Origin of the sequence: Pseudomonas sp. Marseille-P9899 (genome assembly GCF_903166565.1) — a bacterium.
In the GTDB taxonomy this organism is placed as follows: Bacteria; Pseudomonadota; Gammaproteobacteria; order Pseudomonadales; family Pseudomonadaceae; genus Aquipseudomonas; species Aquipseudomonas huaxiensis.
Genome location: NZ_CAESCG010000001.1, coordinates 1,183,984 through 1,206,541 on the forward strand (window position 1 = coordinate 1,183,984; position 22,558 = coordinate 1,206,541).

Below are 22,558 nucleotides of genomic sequence, written 5' to 3' on the forward strand. Positions count from 1 at the left end.
GGTCGCAGGGTTCCCAACGCCGCGCGTAACAGCCGCGCCGCGGAGGAAAACTGCAAGGGAAAATGGGGAGTCGTCATCCCGTCAGGGATGCGAATCGCCACTGTCCGCTGTAATCAGCGAGACAGTGGCAGGGGAGTGCTGCCGGACGTGCTCGCTGTTCAGACCTGTCGCAATCGACTGGGGCTACTGTCCAAGGCAGGACTCCTGTGTGGGAAGAAAACGGAGCGGAAAGTACGCCCTCCGATGAACTCAGTCAAGGCCCGGTTGTGCCGGGCGTCAAGGCAGTTCGCGGCTCGTTCAGCGAAGCGACAGAAAACCCTATCGCTGCTGTTGCGGCGGCTCGGGTTCGTGGGCCGGCGCCGCGTACCAGTTCTCTTTTGGCACCCGTTTTTCGTGGTTCGGATCGCTCATGTAGTGAGGCGACATCATCTGCACGCCGTACTCGTTGAACACATCCTGGATATTGGCGTGCAGCACGCTCAGCAACTCCGCCCGCGGTCGCGGCTCACTGGGCACGGCCTGGGCCACCAGACGGTATTCCGGGTAGAAATCCGAGAGGGAGATCTGGAACACCTGCGGACGCGGACTATCCAGCACACCGGGCGTGCGCCGCGCCGCTTCCAGCAGGATCGCCTCGACCTGCCGCCAGGGCGTGTCATAGCCGATGGTGACGGTGGCGTCGACCACATAACCTGCGCCCTGGACCACCCGCGAGTAGTTCTTGGTCACCGCGCCGGTGATCATCGAGTTGGGGATGGTCAGTACTTCACCGAGCCCGGTGCGGATGCTGGTGGTGAACATGCCCAGCTCGGTGACCGTGCCCTCATGCTCGCCGATGCGCACGAATTCGCCGGGGCGCAGGGTGCGGGTGTAGGTCAGGATCAGCCCGGCTGCGGCCTGGCCGACCACGCTGGTGGCGCCGAGGGAAATCATCAGACCGATCAGTACCGACAGGCCCTTGAACGCCTCGGTGCCGGAGCCGGGCAGATAGGGATAGGCCATGGCTAGGGCGAACAGCCAGATCGCCAGCGAGGTGAGGCGGGTGGTCGGCGGCAGGGGTTCGTCGTTGAGCCAGTTGATGTTGCCGGGCCGTGCCAGGCGCGCCAGCAGGCGTTTGCTGAAGGCGCTGATGCCGCGGGCGATGAAGAAAATCAGCAGCGCGATCACCAGCCCGGGAATGGCGCTGGCGATAGCCTCCAGCAGATACCCCGCCAGGTTCAGCAGGTACTGGTTGAGGCTTTCGCCCCAAGGCCGGGTGTAGGGGAAGCGTTGCAGCACGAAGCTCAGCCACTCGTACCCGACCAGCAGCGCCAGCAGCCAGTACACCAGATCGACCAGGCGGCGCGAGGCCATCAGCAGGTTGCTGGTGTCGAGCAACTGGGTCTGGCCGATGCGTAACACGCCGGTGTGTTTACGCACGCTGATGGGCAGCCAGCCCAGCAGCCGCGCACGGCCCCAGCCAAACAGGCGCAGCAGGCCAAGGAACAACAGGGTCGCGGCGCTCGCGTAGCCGCCGGCCTTGAGCATGAATTGCAGGTTGCGCGCTTCGTGGTTTTCCGCGAGCACCTGGCGCAGCCTCGCGGCGGCGCCGTCGGCCAGGTCCGCCACCGAGCCGTCGCTATCGACAAGGTCGTCGGGGGTGACGATAAAGGCCCGGCGCTGGCCCATCAGCACCAGATACTGGTCCTTGATGTTGTCGAGATGGACGCGCGGGTCTTCCTGGCTTTCCATGACCTGGCGAATCACGCTTTCGGCGCGCTGGGCGCGTATTTCCGGGGTCTCGCCGAGCAGATCGGCCTGGAAGGTGATGATGGTGCGGTTGGCGATCTTCAGTGCTGCCGGTTCCGTCTGCGCCAGCGATTTCTCCTCGGCCGCGCCTGCCGGCATCGTCAGTGTCCAGAGCAGCGCCATGATCGCCAGCCCAATCCCTTTAAACATCGTTCTCGACTCCTGCGCTGGTGAATAGCACCAGACTAGTGTCGGTCGTTCGGCTTGTCTCCTTCTCAGCACCTGGCTTTGCGCAATTGCGAATTACGGCTGCCGATACACCTCCTTCCCAGCAAACCAGGTCTGCACCACCTGCGTCTCGGCCAGTGCCTGTTCGCCGACGGTGAACACATCCCGGTCCAGCACCACGAAATCCGCCTGCTTGCCTTTGACCAGCGAGCCGATCCGGTCTTCCAGGCGGATGGTTTTCGCGGCGTTCAGGGTGTAGGCGTAGAACATCACCTCGCGCGAGATGGTTTGGTCGGGGTTGAGCACGCCTTTGCTGCCGCGCCGGGTGGTCGCCTGGGCGATGGCCATCCACGGGTTGGCGGGCGATACCGGCCAGTCGCTGGCGCCTGCGATGGTGGCGCCGGCCTTGAGCAGCGAGCGGGCCGGGTACTGGAAGCGGAAGGCGAAGGCGCTGACGTAAGGTTTGACCATGTCGATGGCATAGTCGTCGCCAATGGCCCAGAGCAGTTGCATCGAGGCAATCACGTTGAGCGGTTTGAAGCGGGTGAACTCTTTCGGGTTGACCAGTTGCAGGTGGGTGATCGAGTGCGGTATCCCGCTGTCGCCGGCGGCGCGGGCCTGTTCGAAGGCGTTGAGCGATTCGCGCACCGCACGGTCGCCAACGGCGTGGATATGCACCAGCCAGCCGCGTTTGTCTGCGGCACTGACCAGTTCGCCGAAGTGCTCGGGATCGAACAGCAGTTCGCCCTGTTTGTGGCTGTTGCTGTACGGCGAGATGACCGCTGCGCTCTGCGCGGGAAATTCCAGCACGCCGTCAGCGAAGATCTTGATGCCCGGCAGGCTGAGGTTGGGCACGCCTTCGAACTGCTGGCGAACCTTTTCCAGCACGTCCAGGTCGGCAGGACGGCTTTTCGGATTGGCCACCAGCAAGGCGGCGACGTGGGCGCTCAACTGGCCATTGAGGCCCAGCGCCTTGTAGCCCGGCAGCACGCCGACGGTGGTTTCCGTGGGCTTGATGGCGAACACCGCCTGGCCGGGCGAGGCGTTGGCCGCCGGGTCCATCCAGCCGGTGATGCCGAGGCTGTTGTTGTAGCGGACTGCGGCTTCGGCGCCCTTGAGCAGCGTGGCGTCGTCGAGTGGCGGCAGCACGGCCGAAACCCGGTCCCAGCCGGCGTCCACCAGAAAACCGCTGGGCTCACCGTTCGCCAGCACGCCGATGGTGTCGCGCTCGGCTGCGTCGAGGCTGGTCAGCAACGCCTTGTCGATGCCGGCGACGGCGAGCATCCGGGCGTTGACCCAGGCGGTGTGGTGGTCGCTGCCCATCAGGATGATCGGGGTCGCGGCCCATTCGCCCTGGTTGAAGACTCGCCCCAGCGCTTCGGCCTGGGCCCAGTAGCCCGAGTTCATGCCTTGCACCTGCAGGGTGTCCGCGCCCAGGCGGGCCTGGCCGTTGTCGCGCCATTGGCGCAGACGCTGTTCCAGTTCGGGGAGGGCGATGACCTCATCCTGCAGGTTCGCCGCCGACAGCGAGAGGCCGCCGAAAATGGCGTGGGAGTGGGTGTCGATCAGGCCGGGCATGACCCGTTTGCCGGCAAGGTCGAGCACCTGGGTGTTGGCATCGGCCAAGGCGCGTATCTGCTGGTTGCTGCCGGTGGCGATGACCTTGTCGCCCTCGACCGCCATGGCCTGGACCTGGGGCAGGTGGTGGTCGGCGGTGAAGATCCGGCCGTTGACCAGGATTAGGTTGGGCGCGGCCTGGGCATGGCCGGTGAACTGCGCCAGCAGCAGGGCGCAGAGGGTGGCGGAAAATCGTTTCATTGGGGGGCTCGGTGTCGGTCTGGAATAGGGGGGCGCAGCCCTTCGCGAGCAAGCTCGCTCCTACACCCCCACACAGGCTGTGTAGGAGCGAGCTTGCTCGCGAAGGGGCACAATCGGTTTTAAGGTCGCTCAGTACTCAATCCTGAAGCGGTTCAAAGTGAGTTTCAGATCACTGGAACCCGCATGCAGGTGATCGCTCAGGTCGCGGGTGCGCTGGGCGAACTCGGCCGCTTGCTTGGCCTGTTCGGCAGCGCTGGACAGGTTGCGGTTGATGTCTTCGACGGCCAGCGACTGTTGCAATGTCGCCTCGGCCACGCTGCTGCCCTGCAGGGCAATGGCCCGCAATGACTCGACGATGGCGCGCAAGCGCTCGCCGGCCAGGCTGGCCTGGGTGACGGTGTGCCCGGACAAGGTGCGGGTCTGGCTGATCATCGCCACGGCGTTGCCGCTGCTGACGCTCAGTTCACCGATCATGCCCTGGATTTCCGTGGTGGCGTCCTGGGTGCGCTGCGCCAAGAGGCGCACTTCATCGGCGACCACGGCGAAGCCGCGACCCTGTTCGCCAGCCCGTGCCGCCTCGATGGCGGCATTGAGGGCGAGCAGGTTGGTCTGCTCGGCAATCGCCCGGACGATGGCCAGTACCGAGCTGATCCGCTCGCTCTGTTGCGCCACCGCGTTGATGGTCTCGACACCGCTGTTGATCAGCGTCGAGAGCCCGTCGATTTCACGCAGGGTCAGTTCGACATTCTTCAGCCCGTCCAGCGCCTGGGACTCGGCTGCAGACGCTTCTTTCGCCGAAGTCTGCGCGTGGTTGGCAACATCCTGGATGCTGTAGGTCACTTCATTCAGCGCAGTGGCGATCAACGTCACCTGTTGCGCCTGCAGCGCGCTCTGTTGCCGGGCCGACGTCGCGTTGTCGTGGATGGTTTGCGCCGCTTCGTCGGTCGCGGTCGCGGCCACGCGCATGTCGCCGATGATGCCGCGCAGGGTTGCGGTAAAGCTGTTGAAATCCCGCGCCAGCCCGGACAGTTCGTCGCGGCCATCGGTGGCCAGTTGGCGTGTCAGGTCGCCATTACCCCGGGCGATTTCGGCCATGGCCTGCACGGTGTTTTTCAACGGCCGGGCGATGCCACGGGAGATCAGCGCGGTCACCAGCACCAGCAGCGCCGACAAGGCCAGGCCGAGGGTGCAGATACGCAGCACTTCATAGTGGAAGCGGCCCTGGATATCGTCGATGTACACGCCGCTGCCGAGAATCCAGCCCCACGGCTTGAACAGCTCGACATAGGAGATCTTGTCTGCCGCGCCGGCGCCGCCGGGTTTCGGCCAACTGTATTCGACGATGCCCTTGCCGGCGCCCTGGGCGATCTTCAGCATTTCGCCGTTGATCGCCAGGCCGTTGGCGTCTTTCAGTCCACTGACATCCTGGCCTTCGAGGGCCGGGCTCAGCGGGTGCAGGAGCATCCGCTGGCCGAGGCTCTGGATAAAGAAGTACTCGGTGCCGTCATAGCGCAGCCCGCGGATCATTTCCCGGGCCTGCTGTTGCGCGTCTTCCTCGCTCAGCAGCCCTTGCTGTTGCAGGCTGTGGAAGCGCTGGAGGATGCCGGCGGTGTTCTCCACGGCGGTCTGGATCTGGTAGAGCTTGGCCCCGTACAAACCAGAGCGGATCTGCAGCAGGACCAGGGTCATGAGCACGACGATGGTCAGCATGGCCACCAGCAGGATCAGCCACAGGCGTCTTTCGATTGCGATGTTTCTCAGGCTCAGCATGGTGTGCCTCGCGGTACGGCTGCCCAACGGAAAAAAAACGGGCGCAAGCCAGGGAGCGGAGTGCTTGCGCCCTGGCAGCATCAGACGCCGCCAACCTTATAGACGCTGATCAGCACCTCGTGCTCGCTGATGCCGTCGATGGTGCCGACGAACACGTAGTCGTTGAGCCAGGCATTGGCCCCCGGCTGGGTCTTGAAGCGCGGCGTGGTGCGGCAGTAGAAATCGCTTTCCTGCATGTCGCGCAGTTCCAGACCCTTGGCTTTCTTGGCCAGCCCGGACTCGTTTAGGCGCCAGATGCCGGGGTTGTCGATGATGATGAGCTGGCCGTCATCGGTCTTCAGGCGGTACAGCGCGTTGATCAAGGTGACGCCGTCGTCGCGGGTCACCGACATGTCGGCACCGCCCGCGACGACGTTGCCTTTGAAGCCCTTGCCGGTGAAGCTGCCGCCGATGATCGGGTAGTTGATGCGCGTGCCGTCCGGGCCTTTGCCCATGTCTTCGCGCGGGCCGAGCTGGACGCTGATCTGCATGACCAGTTCGTTGTCCAGGCGCTTGGGGATTTTCTCCTTGAGTTCCAGTGCCTGGGCGGGAACCAGGCAAATGGCGGCGAGAAACAGGCACAGCAGGCGCAGCGTGTTGAGTGTTTTCATGGGTTCAACTCGTGGCAATAAGGGCTGGGCCACCCGCGTCCGGCGCGGGTGGCGCGGGCGTCAGAACGGCGGCCAGGACGACAGCGGGTCGTGACGGCAAGGCTGTTTGAGCAGTGAGTTGCACTCGGGCAGGTCCGGCGGCACGTTCACCCCGGTCAGCTCGCCGAGCACCAGTCGCGAAGGGTGCGCCGCGTCATGGAACACCGTGTTGCGGCTGGACAGCGCGTAGTAGGCGAAGCCATAACCACCGGTGCGCGACGGTGCGTCAATCCAGATGCGCAGGCGCGAGCCTTCGCGGAACGGGTGGGAGAACGGCGGAATTTCCACCCGGCCCAGCGCCGGCACGTTCGGCAGCATCGGCTGGATGCCGTCCGGCTCGTTGAGCTGTTGTGGCCGCAGTTCGCTGGACTTGCTGTCGTCCAGCTTGCGGTTGGACATGCGCAACCAGCCGCGCTGGACGAACACTTCCTTGTCGTCCGGGCGCACCTCGGTGATGGTCACCTGCACATCGGTGTCCGGGGCCAGGAACGTCGACAGCCAGATATCCGCGCTGCCGCTGCCGTAGCTGAGGAAGTCGCGTTCGAACGGCGCGCTGGTGTAGGCCAGGCTGCCGTCACGCCACAGCGGGTGCTGCCAGCCCCAGGCATGGTCCTTGAGGTAGGTGTTCACGTCCGGGCCCGGGATCGGATAGATATAAGCGTCCGGTTTGCCGCTGCCCTTGCCGCCCTGGACCAGTTCGCCGCCCTCGCTGAGGGCGAAGCTCACGGGTTTGACCGGCAGCGGATACTGGTTGCGTTCGATGGTCCAGCCGGGGCGCGCGCTTTCGTTGGCCTGATGGCGGCCGCTGCGGTCGTCGGCCACGGTTTCCTGCCAGATTTCCAGGTGCGGGGTGCTTTCGAACTGGTTCTGCTCGCCTTTGACGAAGTGGTCGAGGAAGGCGTACAGCTTTTTGCGGAAGCGCTCGGACTCGTAGAGGTTGTGGCCGCCGCTGGTTTGCACCATCCACAGCTGTTTCGGATCGAGGCGTTCCTGGTAGAAACCTTCGCGGGCCAGCACGGCCTCGTCCTGCCAGGCCTGCATCGACAGCACCGGCACTTGCACGAGATTCGCGCGGTCGCGCGGGGCGCGTTGCTTCATCCATTCATCGTGCTGCGGGTGACGGAGCATCTGGTACATCAATGAGGTGTCGACCACCTTGGCCTGGTTTTCCGTCACCTGGGCGATGCAGCGCTCGTCGCCTTCGCTTTTTGCGCTGGCCTTCACCGCCTCCCAGCGCTGGTCGACGAACCAGTGCCAGGTGGTGGTGAACTCCTGGTTCGGCACGCCGCCGAGGAACCAGCTGTCGGTGTAGGCATCGCCGAGGATCATACCCGGCGCGATGGCCTTGAGGCCCTGCGGGCGTTCGGAGGCGGTCATCAACTGCGACATGCCGGCCCACGACCAGCCGAACATGCCGACATTGCCGTTGGACCAGTTCTGCTGCGCGGCGAACTCGACCGCGCTGCGGCCATCGGTGCCGTATTCCGGACCGAGAAAATCGAACGTGCCATGGGAGCAGCCGGTACCGCGGGCTTGCACGCCCATCACGGCGTAGCCGCGCTCCACCAGGTCCTTGTCCATGGCCACGGAGAAGGTTTCGTTGTCTTGCAGGTAGGCCGAGCCACCGATGCTGCCGGAGTCGTAGCCGCTGTAGCGAACCAGCACCGGGAACTTGCCTTCGCCCTTGGGCAGCAAGACCGAGTAGCGCAGTTGGGTGCCGTCGGCGGCGGTGATGTAGCCGGTGACGCGCTTGCCCCAGAAGGCTTCGAAGCTGCGGTCGGACGGCGGCAGGCCTTCGCCGCCGGGCGGGGCACCGGCGCAGCCGGCAATCAGCAGAGCCAGGCTCAGGGCGCTGAGGCTCAGCGCGCGGGTGAGGGAGGGCATGGGCATAACTATCCTCGGATCAGTCGTTGCATAGGGGAGCGGGGCGCTGGCGTGCGGCCCGCATCATTCAGGCCGGGCTCAGAAGCGCTTGCTGGCCGAGAACACCACGGTGGCGGAGCAGTCGCCGCCCTTGCCGAAGTTGTTGGTGCACTCGGCCTCGGAGAGGTCGGTGTCGATGTAGGCGGCCTTCCATTCCAGGCCGTAGGCGCGCTTGCTGACCGCCAGTTGCCAGTCGTTGTAGTCGCTGCGGTACTTGCCGCTGGCCGAGCGCCAGGCCTGGTCGTCCGGGGTCGAGGTGTGGCCGAAGCGCACGTTGAGCTTGGTCTGCCACGGCAGGTAGAAGTCGTATTCGGCCCAACTGATCAGGCGGTGCTCATCGCGCACGGTGATGGCGGCGTTGGCGGGCAACACGCCCCAGCCGATCAACTGGTCGACCTGGGCCGCGGCCGCAGCGCGGGCCGGCGGGTTGCGCAGATCGTTGGCGTACTTGAAGCCCACCGTGGCGTTGCGGTAACCGAGGGTGCCGATCCATTCGCCGAAGTTGATCCAGCTATCGCCAGGGTATTCGTAGCGGACATAGGACAGCGAGAAGCGGGTGTTTTCGGTGATCGGCCGAGCGATGCCGACGTAGTAATCCCACTCGCGGTTGCTCTGGGTGCCCATGTCGACGTTGGCGGTGAAGACGCCGGCGTAGAGGCCGCTGATCTTGTGCACCAGGGTGGCGGAGGTGAGCAGGACGGGGCCGTCGTCCTGGTTCAGGGAAAAGCCGCCGACGCGGTAGTCGCTGGCCAGCCCGACGTTGATGTCGAGCAGGGTTTCCGGGGTCAGGTCGATGGCCTGGGCACAGAAGGAGAGGCTGAGCAAGGCGCTGGCCAGCCCTCCGGTCATCAATTTGTTCATGCGTTCTGCTCCATTGTTGTGATTGATCTGGCAGATAAAGGCGTCGCGTTTTCGGTCTTGTTATTGGCTGGCCTGACGGCCCCCGCGTTTTTTCCGGGCATGACGAGGTCGCTGGCTCGATTCGAAGACGAGCCACTCAGGCACCGGGCAAGGGTTGTTATTGGCGGGTGAAGCGGGTCGCGGGATCAGTGTCGGCGGGTGCGGTGCTCCTTTTTCGGGTGGGTGGATGGCGCGTCAGACATCGGACCGAATCCGGTTCCACAGCCGTGTCAGCAGGCGCAGCACTTGCCGCTGCGGCGGCTCGGCCTGGAACAGCAGGTGGCGGTCTTCGTCCGGGACGAACAGGTTGCGTTCGCCGAGCAGTTGCGGGTCGATCAGCGCTTTGCTCGCCGGTGTCGGGTTGGGGTAGCCGATCTGGTTGGTGACCCGGGCGATCACGTCCGGCTGCAGCAGCCAGTCGATGAAGGCGTGGGCCTGGGCGAGGTTTTTCGCGCCCTTGGGGATCACCATATCGTCGGACCACATCAGCGTGCCCTGGCGCGGCAAGGCCATGCGGATGTCGTTGCCGTTGTTGGCGCCGAGGGCCATGTTGCGCGCCGCGAGTATCCCGCCGGACCAGCCGAGGGCCACGCAGATATCGCCGTTGGCCAGGTCCTGGGGGTATTTCGACGAGTTGAAGTAGCGCACGTAGGGGCGGATCGACTTGAGCAGCGCCTCGACCTGGTCGTAATCGGCCTGGCGCGTGCTGTTCGGGTCCAGGCCGAGGTAGTGCAGGGCGATCGGCACCACCTCGTTGGGGCTGTCGAGAATGGCCACGCCGCACTGGCTCAGGCGGGCGATGTTCTCCGGCTTGAACAGCAGGTCGTAGTCGCGCATGTCGACGTCTTTGCCGAGGACCGCCTCGACCTTGGCCTTGTTGTAGCCGATCAGCGTGCTGCCTAGCAGGTACGGCACTGAATAGCGGTTGCCGGGGTCCAGGTGCTCGCGCTGTTGCAGGGTGGCGGGGTCGAGCTGGTGCCAGTTCGGTAACTGCTTGCGGTCCAGCGGCAGCACGGCGCCGGCGGCAATCAGGTTGGGCACCTGGCTGCTGCCGGGGAACGCGAGGTCATAGCCTGCCGTTCCGGTCAGCAAACGCGCTTCCAGTGTTTGCGGGCTGTCGAAGACGTCGTAGGTGACCTTGATGCCGGTGTGTTTCTGGAAATCCTGCAGCACGTCCTTGGGCAGGTACTCGATCCAGTTGTAGATGCGCAGTTCGCCGCCCAGGTGTTGGGTCGCGGTTTCGGCCTGCTCCTGGGCCTGCACGAACAGGCTGGCGCCGCCCAGCAGCAGGGCCGTGGTCATGGTTTTCAGCAAATGCTTCATGGGGCTCTCCTGTCGGTCGGGTCAGAGCGCGCGGGCAAGCGCACGGAGCAGGCGGACGGTGTCGATATCGAGGATGCTTTCGGCCACCGGCAGGGACGACTGCTTGACGATCACCACGCGGCGTTCGAAATCCAGGTACAGGTACTGGCCGTGGATGCCCACGGCCAGCAGCGCTTCACCGGGATAGACGTACCACTGGCTCTTGTAGCTGGCCCCCGGGCTCCACTGGGCGAAGCTCTCGTTGGCGGCGTAAATGGCAGGATCACCGCCGCCCAGCACCGCGCCGATGGCGTCGGCGCTGATCAGTTGGCGGCCCTGGCAATGTCCGCGATCGAGCAGCAGGCTGCCGTAGCGGGCCATGTCGCGCAGGGTCGCGTTGAAACCGCAGCCGGTGATATTGCGGCCCCACGGGTCGGCAAGGAAAAACCCGTCCCGCTCGCAGCCCAGGCCTTGCCAGATATCGCCCAGCAGCTCGGCGCAACTGCGGCCGGTGGCGCGTTCCATCACCCAGCCGAGGGCTTCAGTGGTCGCGGTCACGTAATGGAAGAAACCGCCGTGCTCGGCGCGCTTGCGCATCCCCGGCAGGTATTCGTAGAGCGACTGGCAGGCGCGGATGCCGGGCGGTGGCGGGGTGAGCCCGCAGGCGTAGCCGAAGTGCGAGCTGCCGGAGTCGGGGTCGTCGTAGACCTCGTCGTAATCGATGGACACCGCCATGTCCATCAACTGGCGCACGCTGGCGTCACCGAAGGCGCTGCCGGTGAACTCCGCGACGTAGCTGGCGGCCAGGCGTTGGTCGTCCAGTTGGCCATTCTGCACCAGCTCCTCGGCTTTCATGCCGATCAACGACTTGGTCACCGAGAACATGATGTGGCGTTTGCTCTCGCCGTGGCCGTTGGCGTACAGCTCCTGGGCGACCTGGCCGTCTTTCATGACCAGCCAGCCGTCGGTGTGGGTCGCCGCGAGGTGATCGGCGAGGCTGACGTCATCGCCCGAGGCACTGACAAAGCTGAAATCGGCGATCGAATAACCGGCGCTGGGCAGCGGCTCGGCGGCTGTCTGGCCACGCGGCACGCTGATGCTCGGGCGGATCCGACCCAGGTTGTGAAACGCCCAGCGGTTGTGCGGCGGGGTCATGAAGTTGTGCCATGTCACCCGTTGTTCGGCGGGCGGCGGGAACCCCTCCATCAACGGCGTTACGGAAGGAGCGCTGGTGCGGTAGGCACTGCGCATTGCCTCGACGAAATCGGTGTTCATGGACAGCTCCGTGGGGTGGCGGTGGGAAATTTTTATCTCCATATAATTTTATAGTCAAATAAAATATTTGATCGAAGTTGAAAATTTATTAGAATCGGCACCTTGCCCAGGCCACCCGGAGAAGAGCGTGAGCGGATTACGACAGAGACAAAAGGAACTGCGGCGGGAGGCTATCGTTGCGGCGGCGCTGGAGCTGTTCGAGACCCACGGCTTCACCGCGACCACCGTGGAGCAGATCGCGGTCCAGGCGGGGGTGTCGACGCCGACGGTGTTCAATTATTTCGGCAGCAAGCAGGACATCCTGCTGGCCCTGATGGAGCACGCCGACCAGCGCGCGCTCAGCGATGCCCGGGTGCAGATGCCGGCGTTCGACAATGCGGTCGACGCCATGTGCCATCTCGAATCGCAGATCATCCGCCGCGAGTTGCAGGCTTTGCCCGCCGCCATCTGGCGCGAGCTGCTGCCGTTGGGCCTGCTGACCCCGCGCCCGGACGCCGCGACCCACCTCAACAAACGCCTGATCGACGAAGTCGCCGGGTTGCTGCGCGAGCTACAGGAGCGGGGATTGTTGAAGGCGTCGTTCGATGTCGATTTCGTCGCCGAATTCCTCAACGACTACAGCTCGACGCTGTTCATGCGCCTGGTGCAGGACGACGTGCCGGACCTGGAGGCCCATGACCGGCGGATCCGCAAGCTGACCCAGACGCTGGTGGAGGGGTTGGCGCCATAGGGACATCGGGGCGTTTAGGCGCCCCGATGTGGTTGGCTCAGGTGTGGCGCGGATAGTCCGTGTAGCCCTGTTCGCCGCCGGCATACAGCCCGCGCTCGGCCAGTTCATTGAGCGGGGCATTGGTCCTGATGCGGTCCACCAGGTCCGGGTTTGCCAGGAAATAGCGGCCGAAGCCCACCAGTGGCACCCGTTGGTGGCTGACCAGCGCCGCGGCCTGCGGAATATCCAGGCCGCCGTTGGCGATCAGCGGGCCATCGAAATTGCCTTCGAGGATCGCCAGGATCTTTTCCAGGTCCGGCGCCCCATACCAGCCGTTGACGTCGGCGATATGCAAATAGCCCACACCCCGATCCTGCAACAGCCGGCCGACGTAGGCGTAGGTGTCGGCGGCGAAGTCGTCGTGGGCGTTGTTGTACGTCGTGAACGGGGAGAGCCGCACGCCGATGCGGCCGGCAGGCACCACCTCGGCGACCGCCTCGACGATTTCCTGCAGAAACCGCGCACGGTTGGCGATGGAACCACCGAATTCATCGGTCCGCTGGTTGACCCGCGCCGACAGGAACTGGTGCGGCAGGTAGCCGTTGGCCGCATGGATTTCCACGCCATCGAAACCGGCCGCAAGGGCGTTGCGCGCAGCGTCGCGGTATTCGGCGATGGTCGCCCGCACTTGCTCCAGGGTCATCGCCCGTGAAGGCGTGGCGCTGATCCGCACGTAGTTTTCGTTCTGCAACAGCGCCCAGACATGCAGGTGATCGACGTCATCGTTGAACCCGGAGGGCGACAGCGGCTCGGCCCAGTTCAGCGTGCCCATCGCGCCGATCCGCCCGCCATGCCAGAGCTGGGCGTAAATCCGTCCGCCGGCGTCGTGTACCCGGCTGGTGACTGCTTGCCAGCCCTTGACCTGGGCCTCGCTGAACAGCCCCGGCGCCCGTTCGAACGGGCACGACATCGGGCTGACGTTGGTGGCTTCGGACACCAGCAGCCCGGCGGACGCGCGTTGGGCGTAGTACTCGGCCATCAGCGCGGTCGGCACGCCGTCTGCGGTGGCCCGCGCCCGGGTCAATGGCGCCATGACCAGGCGGTTGGGAAGTTCGAGGTCACCCAGGCGAAAGGGCTCAAGTAGTGTTGTCATGTCGATTCCTTGTTGAACGTGGTGCCGCTCAGAACTCGCCGTCGAGGACGGCATCCAGGCGGTCGATCTGCCAGAGCGTGTCGTGGCGCGAAAGGTGGACGAGGTACTCGCCGGTGGTGGCCAGCACCGGTTGTTCGCCCGGCAGGATGGAGTAGCAGGACAGCAGCGCCTTCAACACCGCGCGCTCGCTGGAAAGGCTGAGGAACATCGGCGTGGTGATCACATGGCGGCGCCGATCGACCTGCTGGTGCCAGATGGTGTCGAGCCCGGCGACGATCTGCGCGCGGCCGGTCCAGGGGCCCCAGCCGCTGCTTGAGTTGCTGACCACACCGCCGGTGGTCGCGTCTTCGGCGAAGGCCGAACCCAGCAGTTGCATATCTCCGGCGTCGTAGCCCCAGCCGTAGCGGTGCAGCGCATCCAGGGCGGCCTGGGCCTGGCTCCAGTCGAAGGATTCGTGGGTGGTTGTCATGTCATGGACTCTCTTGAGCGGATCGGGAGTGTTCAGAAAGCGCTGTCCAGCACTTCATCGAGGCCGTCGAGGCGCCAGCCATCGCTGCCGTTGACGGCGCGCAGGCGGTATTCGCCGGTGGTCACCAGGTGCGGTGGCTTGCCGTTGGCGTAGGAGAAGATCGACACGTAGAGCCGCGCGCTGGCACGAGTGGTGGAAAGCGCGTCGAACACGCAGGTGTCCACCACATGGCGGCGACGGTCCGGCTGGGACTCGCGGATGTCACTGAGCGCCGCGACGATCGCCGCCTTGCCGTGCCACGGGCCCCAGCCCAGCTCGCTGTCGGCGACGATGCCGCCGCTGCTGGCCAGCTCGGTGAAGACGCTGGCCAGCAGCGTCATGTCGTTGGTGTCGTAAGCCCAGCAGTATTGATAGAGGCGTTGCAGGATTTCCTGCCGGGCGGCCTGTTGTTGTTCCGGGTTCATGGGGACGTTCTCCGTTTCAGTGGCCACGTTCATAAGGACCGGTGGCGCGGGCGTAGGTGGGGATCGCCAGGGCAGGCTCGACACCGGCGTTGCGCGCAACGCCGAGCAGCCAGAACGGATTGCGCAGCAACTCGCGGCCGATGTAGACCAGGTCGGCAGACTCTGAAAACAGAATGGATTCCACCAGTTCGCTGGAGGTGATGGAGCCGTTGCAGCCCACCGGGATCCCCACCTCGTTGCGAATCTGCGCCGCATACGGCACCTGGTAGCCCGGCACGATGGCGCCATCGAAAGTCGGCGCCAGGCCGCCCGCCGAGATACCCAGCAAATCCACGCCCAACGCCTTGAGGCTCGCGGCGAGGCGGGCGGTGACCTCGATGTGGTTGCTGCCGGCCCCGGCCTTGTCTTCGGCGGACAGGCGAACGATCAACGGCCGGTCCTGTGGCCAGACCTGCCGCACCGCTGCGACGATTTCCAGCAGCAGCCGGTTGCGGTTTTCCTCGCAGCCGCCGTAGCGGTCTTCGCGGGTGTTGCTCAGTGGCGAGAGAAATTCGTGGATCAGGTAACCATGCGCCGCATGGATCTCCAGGCAGTCGAATCCGGTGTCGATGGCCCGCTGCGCCGCGTCGGCGAAGGCCTGGATGATGCCCTCGATCTGCGTCAGGTCCAGTGCCACCGGTGTGCGCTGTTGAGCGCTGTGGGGGATGGCCGAGGGGGCGAAGATGTCGCCTTCGACCATCGACTTGCGACCGGCGTGGGCCAGTTGCAGGGTGCATTTGGCGCCGCAGGTGTGGATCAGTTGCGCCAGACGGGCAAGGCCTTCGATCTGCTGGTCGTGCCACAGGCCCAGGTCGGTGTGGCTGATGCGGCCCTGCGGCTGCACCGCCACCACTTCAGAGGTGATCAGGCCGACACCGCCCAGGGCGCGGGCGGCGTAGTGGGCCAGGTGCAGGTCGTTGACCTGGCCGTCGTCCTGGCCGGCGTACATCAGCATCGGCGCCATGACGATGCGGTTTTTCAGGGTGACGCCGCGCAGGGTCAGCGGCTGGAAGATCTTGCTCATGGTGGTCCTTTAGGCTGTCGCCTGGCGTGGCTCGGTGGCGGCCTCGCGGCGAATGAAGTCCGCCGCGCGCTCGGCGATCATGATGGTGGGCGCGGCGGTGTTGCCGCGGATGATGGTGGGCATGACCGAGGCATCGGCCACGCGCAGTCCCTGTACGCCATGCACGCGCAACTGGACATCCACCACCGCGTCGGGGCCGGTGCCCATGGCGCAGGTGCCGACGGGGTGCAGGGCGGTTCCGGCCCTGGCGCGGACGTAGGCCTCAAGCTCGGCATCGCTGTCGTCGACGTCCGGGCCGGGCAGGGATTCGCCCTTGAGCAGATTCGCCAGGGCCGGCGCGGCCATGACCCGGCGTGCGAGGCGAATGCCCTTGATCAGGTTGTCGACTTCTTCCCGGGCGCCGAGGTAGTTGCCGTGCACCAGCGGCATGGCCTCCGGGTCGGCGCTGCGCAGTCGCACCTGGCCACGGGAATGGCAGGTGTTGCACAGCGGCGCCAGGGAGAAACGGTGCACTTGCGGGATCGGGTCGCCCCAGCCGCAGGACGAAGCCGCCAGGGCATTGAGCTGGATTTCCGAGCGGCCGTCGCCATCGGTGTCGAAGAATGCGCCGCACTCGACGATATTCGAGGTCAGCACGCCGCTGCGAAACAGCATCCATTGCAGACCATTGGCGACCGCTCGCCAACCACGGTCCTGGCCCATCAGGCTGATGGGCTCCTTCAGATCGGCATCCACGGGCACCAGCACATGGTCCTGGTAGTTCTCGCCCACGCCCGGCAGGTCGACCCGCGGCTCGATGCCGTGTTCACGCAGGTGCTGCGCCGGGCCGATGCCGGACAGCATGAGCAGCTTGGGCGACATGAAGGCACCGGCCGAGAGGATGATCTCCTCCGTGGCCATCACCTCGCGGACCTGACCTTCACGGCGCACCTGCACGCCCACCGCACGGGTGCCGTCGAAGAGAATCCTGTGCACGGCGGTGTCGGTCCAGACGCTCAGGTTGGGGCGTTTTTCCGCGCTTTCGATATAGGCGATGTAGCTGCTGCTGCGTTCGCCGCGGTAGCTCATGGTCTGGTAGAAGCCGACGCCCGCTTGCTTGTCGCCGTTGAAGTCATGGTTGAACGCTGCCGGCAGGCCGGGCGCGCCGGAGGCCTGTTGCGCGGCGACGATAAAGGCATCGCTGAGGGCGTGGCGGTGAACACCGTCGGACACCCGCAACGGCCCGTCGGTGCCGTGGTAGTGGCCGGCCAGGCGGCTGTTGCCTTCCGCCCGTTTGAAAAACGGCAGCACGTCCTGATAACTCCAGCCCGTGCAGCCGGCGGCGGCCCAGCCGTCGTAGTCCTGTGGCTGGCCGCGGCTGTAGCACATGGCGTTGATCGCCGTGCCGCCGCCCAGGGTGCGGCCCTGCAACAACGGCATCTGCCGCCCGTTCGCGCCGGGTGTCGGCTCGCTCTTGAACAGGAAGGTGCGTGCGGTACCGTGGATCTTGAAATAACCCCCGGCCATCTTGATCAGCGGGTGACGCGCATGCGGCCCGGCTTCCAGCAGCAGCACGCGCTTGGCGGGGTCTTCGCTGAGCCGCGCGGCCACCACGCAGCCGGCAGCGCCGCCGCCGATCACGATGTAGTCAAAGGTGTCGAGGCCGGAACGGCCATTGGCAATTTGCATGTTGAACGCCTTCTTATTTTTGTCCTGGAAGAAGGCTACGAAGGGCGGATGGCAGGCGCTTGGTTGTCTGCGCCAGTCGTTGGATCGGGCACGCCAATCCGCTGGACGAGGGGCTGTTGACGAACGAAATACGGCACAGTTAACTTGTTAACAAAATAATGACAGATCACTGATCGCGAGGCTGCACGCCATGTTCAATGCCTTCAACACAGGCTCCATAGACCAGCGCAAACGCCTTGCCTACTGGACCGAAGCCATCTGCGAAACCTTTCTCACCGTCGACTGCCGGCAGCAGGGCGACACTCCGTTCCATGGCGAAATGAAAGGCTGCCACCTGGGCAGCCTCGACCTGATCGACGTGGTCTCGCCGGCCATGGAGTACTACCGTGGCCCGGCCCAGCTTCAGGGCCGCTCCGATGAGCATTTCCAGTTGGTGTTGCAGGTCACCGGCACCGGCGCCCTGCAGCAGCACGACCGCCAGACCCTGCTGATGCCCGGCGACGTCGCCTTGTACAGCGCCTGGGCACCGTCCAGCATCGCCTATCCGTCGGGCTCGCGGACCATCGCCGTCAAGGTGCCGCGGGCCGATGTGATCAGCCGCCTGCACGGCCGTGAACAGGCCCTGGCGCTGTCGCTCAAGGCCAGCTCGCCGTTTGGCGCGATGCTCGCCACCATGATTCGCGAGTCGTTCAACTGGGGCATGGAGCAGGGCGGTCGCGACGAGCCGCGGCTGTCCAGCGGCATGCTCGACATCATGTGCTTCGCCTTCGAAAACCCGGCGGGCAGTGTGGCCTGTGCCCCGCGCAGGAATCCCCTGGAACCGATCAAGCGCTACATCCGCAGCCACCTGGACAACCCAGATCTCAACCTCGACGAGGTCGCCAGCCAGCACAACGTGTCGCTGCGAACCCTGCACCGGTTGTTCGCGGCCGAGGGCACCAGCGCCAACCGCTGGCTGTGGCAGCAGCGCCTGGAAGCCAGCTACAAGGCGCTGAGCGAGAGAAAGGTCCGCCAGGTCAGCGAGGCCGCGCTGAACTGCGGCTTCAATGACCTTTCCCACTTCAGCAAGGCGTTCAAGAAAGCCTATGGTGTAACGCCCAACCAGCTACTGCGCGACGCCGCCCGGCCACAGTGACGGACACTGGCGCGACCAACCAAATCGTTGGCACGGCCACCCAAGCCGGGGACAGTCCCCGGCCCTAGCATGTCATCACCCGCTACCAACAAGTACAACAGCGAGACGGTGATGATATGAGTACCCAAGCTTACGACTTCATTGTCGTCGGTGGAGGCGCAGGTGGCTGCGTCGTCGCCGCACGGCTCAGTGAAGATCCCCGCAACAATGTGCTGCTGGTCGAAGAAGGGCCTGATGACGACAACCTGTTCATTCGCATGAATGGCGGCTATTTCAGGATGATGGGCAGCAAGCGAACCAGCACCTACCACACCGAACCTTCAGCCCATGTGGGCGACCGCCCGATCCAGATCATGCAGGCCCGCACCCTCGGCGGCGGGCACTCGATAAACGCCATGCTTTACGTTCGCGGCCAACGCGAAGACTACGACGGCTGGGCCAGCGCGGGTTGCCAGGGCTGGTCGTTCGATGAAGTGCTGCCGTTCTTCCGCAAGGCCGAGAACAACCAGCGCTTTGGTGGCCCGTTGCACGGCAATGACGGGCCGCTGGTGGTCTCGGACAACCGCCACCGGCATGTGCTGAGCGAAGCCTTCGTCAAGGCCGCCCAGGAAACCCGGGACGACAACGGCAAGCACTTTGGCTACAACGACGACTTCAACGGCGAGCGTCAGGACGGCTTCGGCTACTACCAGATCACCAGCCAGAGGGGCGAGCGCGGCAGCTCTGCGCGGACCTACCTGCGTGCGGCGAAATCCCGTGCCAACCTGACCGTGCGCACCAACACCCGGGTGGCCCGGGTGCTGATCGAGGGGCAGCGGGCCACTGGCATCGTCATCAGCCGTGACGGCCAGGAACAGCTGATCCGTGCCCGCCAGGAAGTCATCCTGTGCGCCGGCACCCTGATCACCCCGAAGCTGCTCATGCTGTCCGGCATTGGCCCGGCGCAGCACCTGCGTGAACACGGCATCGAGCTGCGGATGGACCTGCCAGGCGTGGGCGAGAATTTCCAGGATCACCTGGTGGTGCCGGTGGACGGCCGGCTCAAGGCCCCGATCAGCCTGCTCGGCCAGGACAAGGGCCTCAATGCACTGCGCCACGGTCTGGAATGGTGTCTGTTTCGCAGCGGCATTCTCAGTTCCTGCCTGGTGGAAACCGGCGGCTTCATGGATCTGGACGGCGATGGCCGCCCGGAAATCCAGATTCACACGCTGGCAATGGCCTCCACCGCCTGGGGCAAACTGGACGACGTCGAGCCGGCCCACGGTTACTCCGTCGCGCCGTGCTGCCTGACCAGCCATTCGCGCGGCCAGGTCCGTCTGCGCAGCCGCGACCCGCTGGATCCGCCGCTGATCAACGCCAACTTCCTCAGCGATCCGCGCGACGTGCAGAACCTGGTCAATGGCGTGCGCGTTGCCCGCCGATTCCTCAAGGCCCCGGCGCTGGCGCGCTACATGGACGGCGAGTTGATGCCCGGCCCGAGCGTCGGGGATGACCCGGTGGCGCTGGAGGCTTACGTCCGCGCCCATGCGCAGAACGCCTTTCACCCGGCGGGCACCTGCGCCATGGGCACCGGGCCCGATGCCGTGGTCGATCCGCAACTCAAGGTGCACGGCATCGACGGCCTGCGCATTGCCGATGCCTCGGTGATGCCGGTGATCATCCGCGGCAACACCACCGCCCCGACCATCATGATCGCCGAGCGTGCTGCCGCCTTCATCTCGGCGCAACAGCGCGTCGATGAGACCCCGCGCAAGTACGCCAACGCCTGACCCGCAACGCCGAACGCCCTGGCCTGGGACGCAGGCCAGGGCACCCCATCACGCCCGAGGATCGCCACCGCGCTTATTCCAACGCCTTGCCAACCGCTTCGAACCAGCAAAACAAAAACAACAACATCCTGCATTCACCGGACACGAGCCGGTGAAGGAGCACACTTATGCAAAGCAATCCTGCGGGCCTTCCGCGCTATCTGGACGGCATTCCGGTCACGAAGATCTTCATCGCCGCCTTCATCACCCAGTTCTGCATGGGCTTTGAAGTGCTGTTGCGGTTGAATGCGGCCAGTTCGATCAAGCACGACTTCTTCGATGCGACCAACGCGCTGACTTCCGGCGCGATGATCGGCGAAGTGCTGGGCGTGCTGTTTCTCGGCTTCGCCATCGCCAACTTCCTGATGGCGCCGCTGGTGGACGCCATCGGCCTGCGCCGCACCCATGTGTTGAGTGTCCTGCTGTACCTGTTGGGCACGCTGACTCTGGTTTCGGCGACACCGGAATCGGCCTGGGCCTATCAACTGCTGTGGGGCGGTTCGCTGCTGCAGGGCCTGGCCTGGGGCTCGATCGAGGCGGCGCTGAATCCGCTGGTGGTGTCGATCTATCCCACCCGCAAGGTGCTCAAGCTCAACCTGTTCCATGCGGCGTTCGCCCTGGGCATGTTGATCGCCGCGCCCGCCTGCGTGTTGGTGGAGCAGCTCGCCCTGGGCTGGAAGCTGCAACTGTGCCTGGTGTTCATCCCGGCGATGGTCGCCCTGGCGCTGATTTCCCGGGTCAGCTACCCGCCGAGCGAACGGGTCGCCCAGGGCGTCTCGTTTGCCGGCATGTTCCGTCACACCCTGACCCGGCCCGCGTTCTACCTGTTTCTCTGCGCCATGTTCCTCACCGCCTCCACGGAACTGGTCCCCAGTAGCTGGATCGACCTGACCCTGACGCGGATCGTCGGCATCCAGGGCTTCTGGCTGGTGGCGTTCATCTACACGGTGCAGATCGTCGTGCGGCTGTTTACCGGCATCCTCAATCGGCACCTCGGCTCCAGCGGCATCCTGTTCTTCGGCAGCCTGTTCGCCTTCGTCGGCCTGGCCTTGCTGAGTCAGGCCTCGAGCCCGGCGTCCGGGTTGTTCGCCGCGCTGCTGTTCGGCATGGGCACCAGCGTGCTGTGGCCGACCATGCTGGCGGGCACCTCCGAGCGTTTTCCCGAGGGCGGTTCGCTGGCCATCGGCATCACCGCCTCGGCCGGGATGCTCTCGACCTATGTGCTGATGCCGACCTTCGGCAAGCTGTTCGACCAGGCGAAGATCGCCAGCGCTGGCGGCAGCTCAGCTTTCGAGGCGCTCAAGGAAGGCTCGCCGGCCCATGACCAGGTGATGGTCGATGCCGCGGCCTCGATCTTCCAGACCGCTTCGTTCCTGCCGCTGATCGTGGTGGTGTTCTTCGCTGCCGCCTGGCTCTACGACCACCGCCGCAAACGCAACGCCGCTGCGGCGCCGCGCTTCGCGTCTGGCCAGGCCAAGAGCTGACGCAACCCGCGCCACACCCATCAACCCCGCACACAAGGTTGGCATTTCGGTGCCAGCCGCGCGGACGGCTTTTCCAACAAAAACAAGAAAGCACCCAATGAACAAAACACTCATCCAGATTTCCGGCTTCGCCCTGTCGCTGTCCCTTTCCCTGCACGCCCAGGCGGCGGGCGACGCCATGGCCCGCGACTACATCGCCGCGCCGGCGGGGGTGGACCTCGCCGTGGGCTACTACGCCCACAAGCAGGCCAATACCTATGTCGCCGATGGCAAGGACACTGGCGCGGACTTCTCGTCCGACCTGCTGATTGCCCGCTACGTGCACTTCATGGAAGTGGGCGGAATGATCATCGACCCGCAGATCATCCTGCCCATGGGCCAGTTGAACGTGAATATTCCCGGCGCCGTGGATGACCGGCGCAGCAGCATGGGCGACATGATCCTGCTCAGTTCGTTCTGGTTCGTGAATGATCCGGCGAACAAGACCTGGGTTGCCTTTACCCCTTATGTGACGGTGCCTACCGGCAACTACAACGACGACCGTCCGGGTACCAGCCTGGGCAGCAACCGCTGGAGCTACACCGCCGAATTCGGCATGACCAAGGGCTTCGGTGAAAACACCACCGTCGACTTGATCGCCGCCGTGGACTTTTTCGGCCGCAACGACGACTACCTGGGCCAGAGCCAGAAAAAGGACAAGGTCTGGAGTGCTCAGGCGATCTACGCCTACAACCTGACCCCGACCGTCTGGGCGTCGGCCAAGTACACCTGGGCCAGCGGTGGGGAAACGCAATTGGCTGGCGAGAACCAGGACGACAAGGCCAAGGTCCAGACCCTTGCCTTTGGCATCGCCAAGCAGCTGACCCGCCAGGACAACGTGCAGGTGGAGTACATCCAGGACATCAAGGTCGACAACGCCTTTGAAACCCGCGGAGCCAGGGTGCGGTTCGTTCACGCGTTCTGATGTGACAG

The 22,558-nt window shown here is 65.0% G+C and carries 18 protein-coding genes and 1 pseudogene; 5 read left to right on the forward strand and 14 right to left on the reverse strand.

The window, feature by feature from the left end; all coding sequences use genetic code 11:
- Positions 1–318: 318 nt before the first annotated feature.
- The 9 genes and pseudogenes from HWV67_RS05320 to HWV67_RS05355 all read right to left on the reverse strand — a co-directional run bounded on the left by HWV67_RS05320 (position 319) and on the right by HWV67_RS05355 (position 11,633).
- Positions 319–1,938 (reverse strand): mechanosensitive ion channel family protein, encoded by a 1,620-nt coding sequence (locus tag HWV67_RS05320; protein ID WP_175650245.1) that lies wholly within the window; start codon positions 1,936–1,938, stop codon positions 319–321.
- Positions 1,939–2,031: 93 nt separating this feature from the next.
- Positions 2,032–3,774 carry an amidohydrolase gene (locus HWV67_RS05325; RefSeq protein ID WP_175650246.1) on the reverse strand — a complete coding sequence of 581 codons (1,743 nt, stop codon included), beginning with the start codon at positions 3,772–3,774 and terminating at the stop codon, positions 2,032–2,034.
- Between the two features lie 129 nt (positions 3,775–3,903).
- Positions 3,904–4,740 carry a methyl-accepting chemotaxis protein gene (locus HWV67_RS32005; protein WP_371929284.1) on the reverse strand — a complete coding sequence of 279 codons (837 nt, stop codon included), beginning with the start codon at positions 4,738–4,740 and terminating at the stop codon, positions 3,904–3,906.
- Positions 4,741–4,767: 27 nt separating this feature from the next.
- Positions 4,768–5,625, reverse strand: a pseudogene (locus HWV67_RS32010) (cache domain-containing protein); the annotation flags it as partial.
- The gene (locus HWV67_RS05335) at positions 5,625–6,194 is read right to left on the reverse strand and encodes a DUF3237 domain-containing protein (RefSeq protein WP_175650248.1); all 570 of its coding nucleotides are present in this window, start codon (positions 6,192–6,194) and stop codon (positions 5,625–5,627) included. The pseudogene HWV67_RS32010 and the gene HWV67_RS05335, both read right to left, overlap by 1 nt.
- 60 nt (positions 6,195–6,254) lie before the next feature.
- Positions 6,255–8,117 carry a CocE/NonD family hydrolase gene (locus HWV67_RS05340; protein ID WP_175650249.1) on the reverse strand — a complete coding sequence of 621 codons (1,863 nt, stop codon included), beginning with the start codon at positions 8,115–8,117 and terminating at the stop codon, positions 6,255–6,257.
- Between the two features lie 78 nt (positions 8,118–8,195).
- Positions 8,196–9,017, reverse strand: coding sequence for a TorF family putative porin (locus HWV67_RS05345; RefSeq protein ID WP_175650250.1), 822 nt, complete (start codon positions 9,015–9,017; stop codon positions 8,196–8,198).
- Positions 9,018–9,251: 234 nt separating this feature from the next.
- Positions 9,252–10,379: an extracellular solute-binding protein gene (locus HWV67_RS05350; protein WP_175650251.1), complete on the reverse strand. Its 1,128-nt coding sequence runs from the start codon at positions 10,377–10,379 to the stop codon at positions 9,252–9,254.
- 21 nt (positions 10,380–10,400) lie between these two features.
- Positions 10,401–11,633 carry a serine hydrolase domain-containing protein gene (locus tag HWV67_RS05355; RefSeq protein ID WP_175650252.1) on the reverse strand — a complete coding sequence of 411 codons (1,233 nt, stop codon included), beginning with the start codon at positions 11,631–11,633 and terminating at the stop codon, positions 10,401–10,403.
- Positions 11,634–11,760: 127 nt separating this feature from the next.
- Between HWV67_RS05355 and HWV67_RS05360 the strand changes: the two genes are divergently transcribed.
- Entirely contained in the window at positions 11,761–12,363 is a 603-nt protein-coding gene (locus HWV67_RS05360; RefSeq protein ID WP_110972352.1) for a TetR/AcrR family transcriptional regulator, read from the forward strand.
- A gap of 37 nt (positions 12,364–12,400) precedes the next feature.
- Here the strand turns inward: HWV67_RS05360 and HWV67_RS05365 are convergent, their stop codons facing one another.
- Genes HWV67_RS05365 through HWV67_RS05385 form a run of 5 tightly spaced genes read right to left on the reverse strand, consistent with a single transcriptional unit; the run spans position 12,401 to position 17,159 of the window.
- The gene (locus tag HWV67_RS05365) at positions 12,401–13,495 is read right to left on the reverse strand and encodes an alkene reductase (RefSeq protein WP_175650253.1); all 1,095 of its coding nucleotides are present in this window, start codon (positions 13,493–13,495) and stop codon (positions 12,401–12,403) included.
- A 28-nt stretch (positions 13,496–13,523) separates the two neighbouring features.
- The gene (locus HWV67_RS05370) at positions 13,524–13,964 is read right to left on the reverse strand and encodes a nuclear transport factor 2 family protein (RefSeq protein WP_175650254.1); all 441 of its coding nucleotides are present in this window, start codon (positions 13,962–13,964) and stop codon (positions 13,524–13,526) included.
- A gap of 32 nt (positions 13,965–13,996) precedes the next feature.
- Positions 13,997–14,428 carry a nuclear transport factor 2 family protein gene (locus tag HWV67_RS05375; RefSeq protein ID WP_175650255.1) on the reverse strand — a complete coding sequence of 144 codons (432 nt, stop codon included), beginning with the start codon at positions 14,426–14,428 and terminating at the stop codon, positions 13,997–13,999.
- A gap of 16 nt (positions 14,429–14,444) precedes the next feature.
- Positions 14,445–15,491 (reverse strand): NADH:flavin oxidoreductase/NADH oxidase, encoded by a 1,047-nt coding sequence (locus HWV67_RS05380; protein WP_175650256.1) that lies wholly within the window; start codon positions 15,489–15,491, stop codon positions 14,445–14,447.
- Positions 15,492–15,500: 9 nt separating this feature from the next.
- Entirely contained in the window at positions 15,501–17,159 is a 1,659-nt protein-coding gene (locus HWV67_RS05385) for a GMC family oxidoreductase (protein WP_175650257.1), read from the reverse strand.
- 190 nt (positions 17,160–17,349) lie between these two features.
- Here HWV67_RS05385 and HWV67_RS05390 point away from each other — a divergent pair, with 190 nt between their 5' ends.
- The 4 genes from HWV67_RS05390 to HWV67_RS05405 all read left to right on the forward strand — a co-directional run bounded on the left by HWV67_RS05390 (position 17,350) and on the right by HWV67_RS05405 (position 22,550).
- On the forward strand, positions 17,350–18,294 hold the full coding sequence (locus HWV67_RS05390; RefSeq protein WP_175650258.1) for a helix-turn-helix domain-containing protein: 945 nt from the start codon (positions 17,350–17,352) through the stop codon (positions 18,292–18,294).
- Between the two features lie 116 nt (positions 18,295–18,410).
- Complete coding sequence (locus HWV67_RS05395) at positions 18,411–20,063, forward strand: GMC family oxidoreductase (protein ID WP_175650259.1); 1,653 nt, start codon at positions 18,411–18,413, stop codon at positions 20,061–20,063.
- Positions 20,064–20,230: 167 nt separating this feature from the next.
- Positions 20,231–21,586, forward strand: coding sequence for an MFS transporter (locus HWV67_RS05400; protein WP_175650260.1), 1,356 nt, complete (start codon positions 20,231–20,233; stop codon positions 21,584–21,586).
- Positions 21,587–21,683: 97 nt separating this feature from the next.
- Positions 21,684–22,550, forward strand: coding sequence for a transporter (locus tag HWV67_RS05405; RefSeq protein ID WP_175650261.1), 867 nt, complete (start codon positions 21,684–21,686; stop codon positions 22,548–22,550).
- The last annotated feature ends 8 nt before the right edge of the window (positions 22,551–22,558 follow it).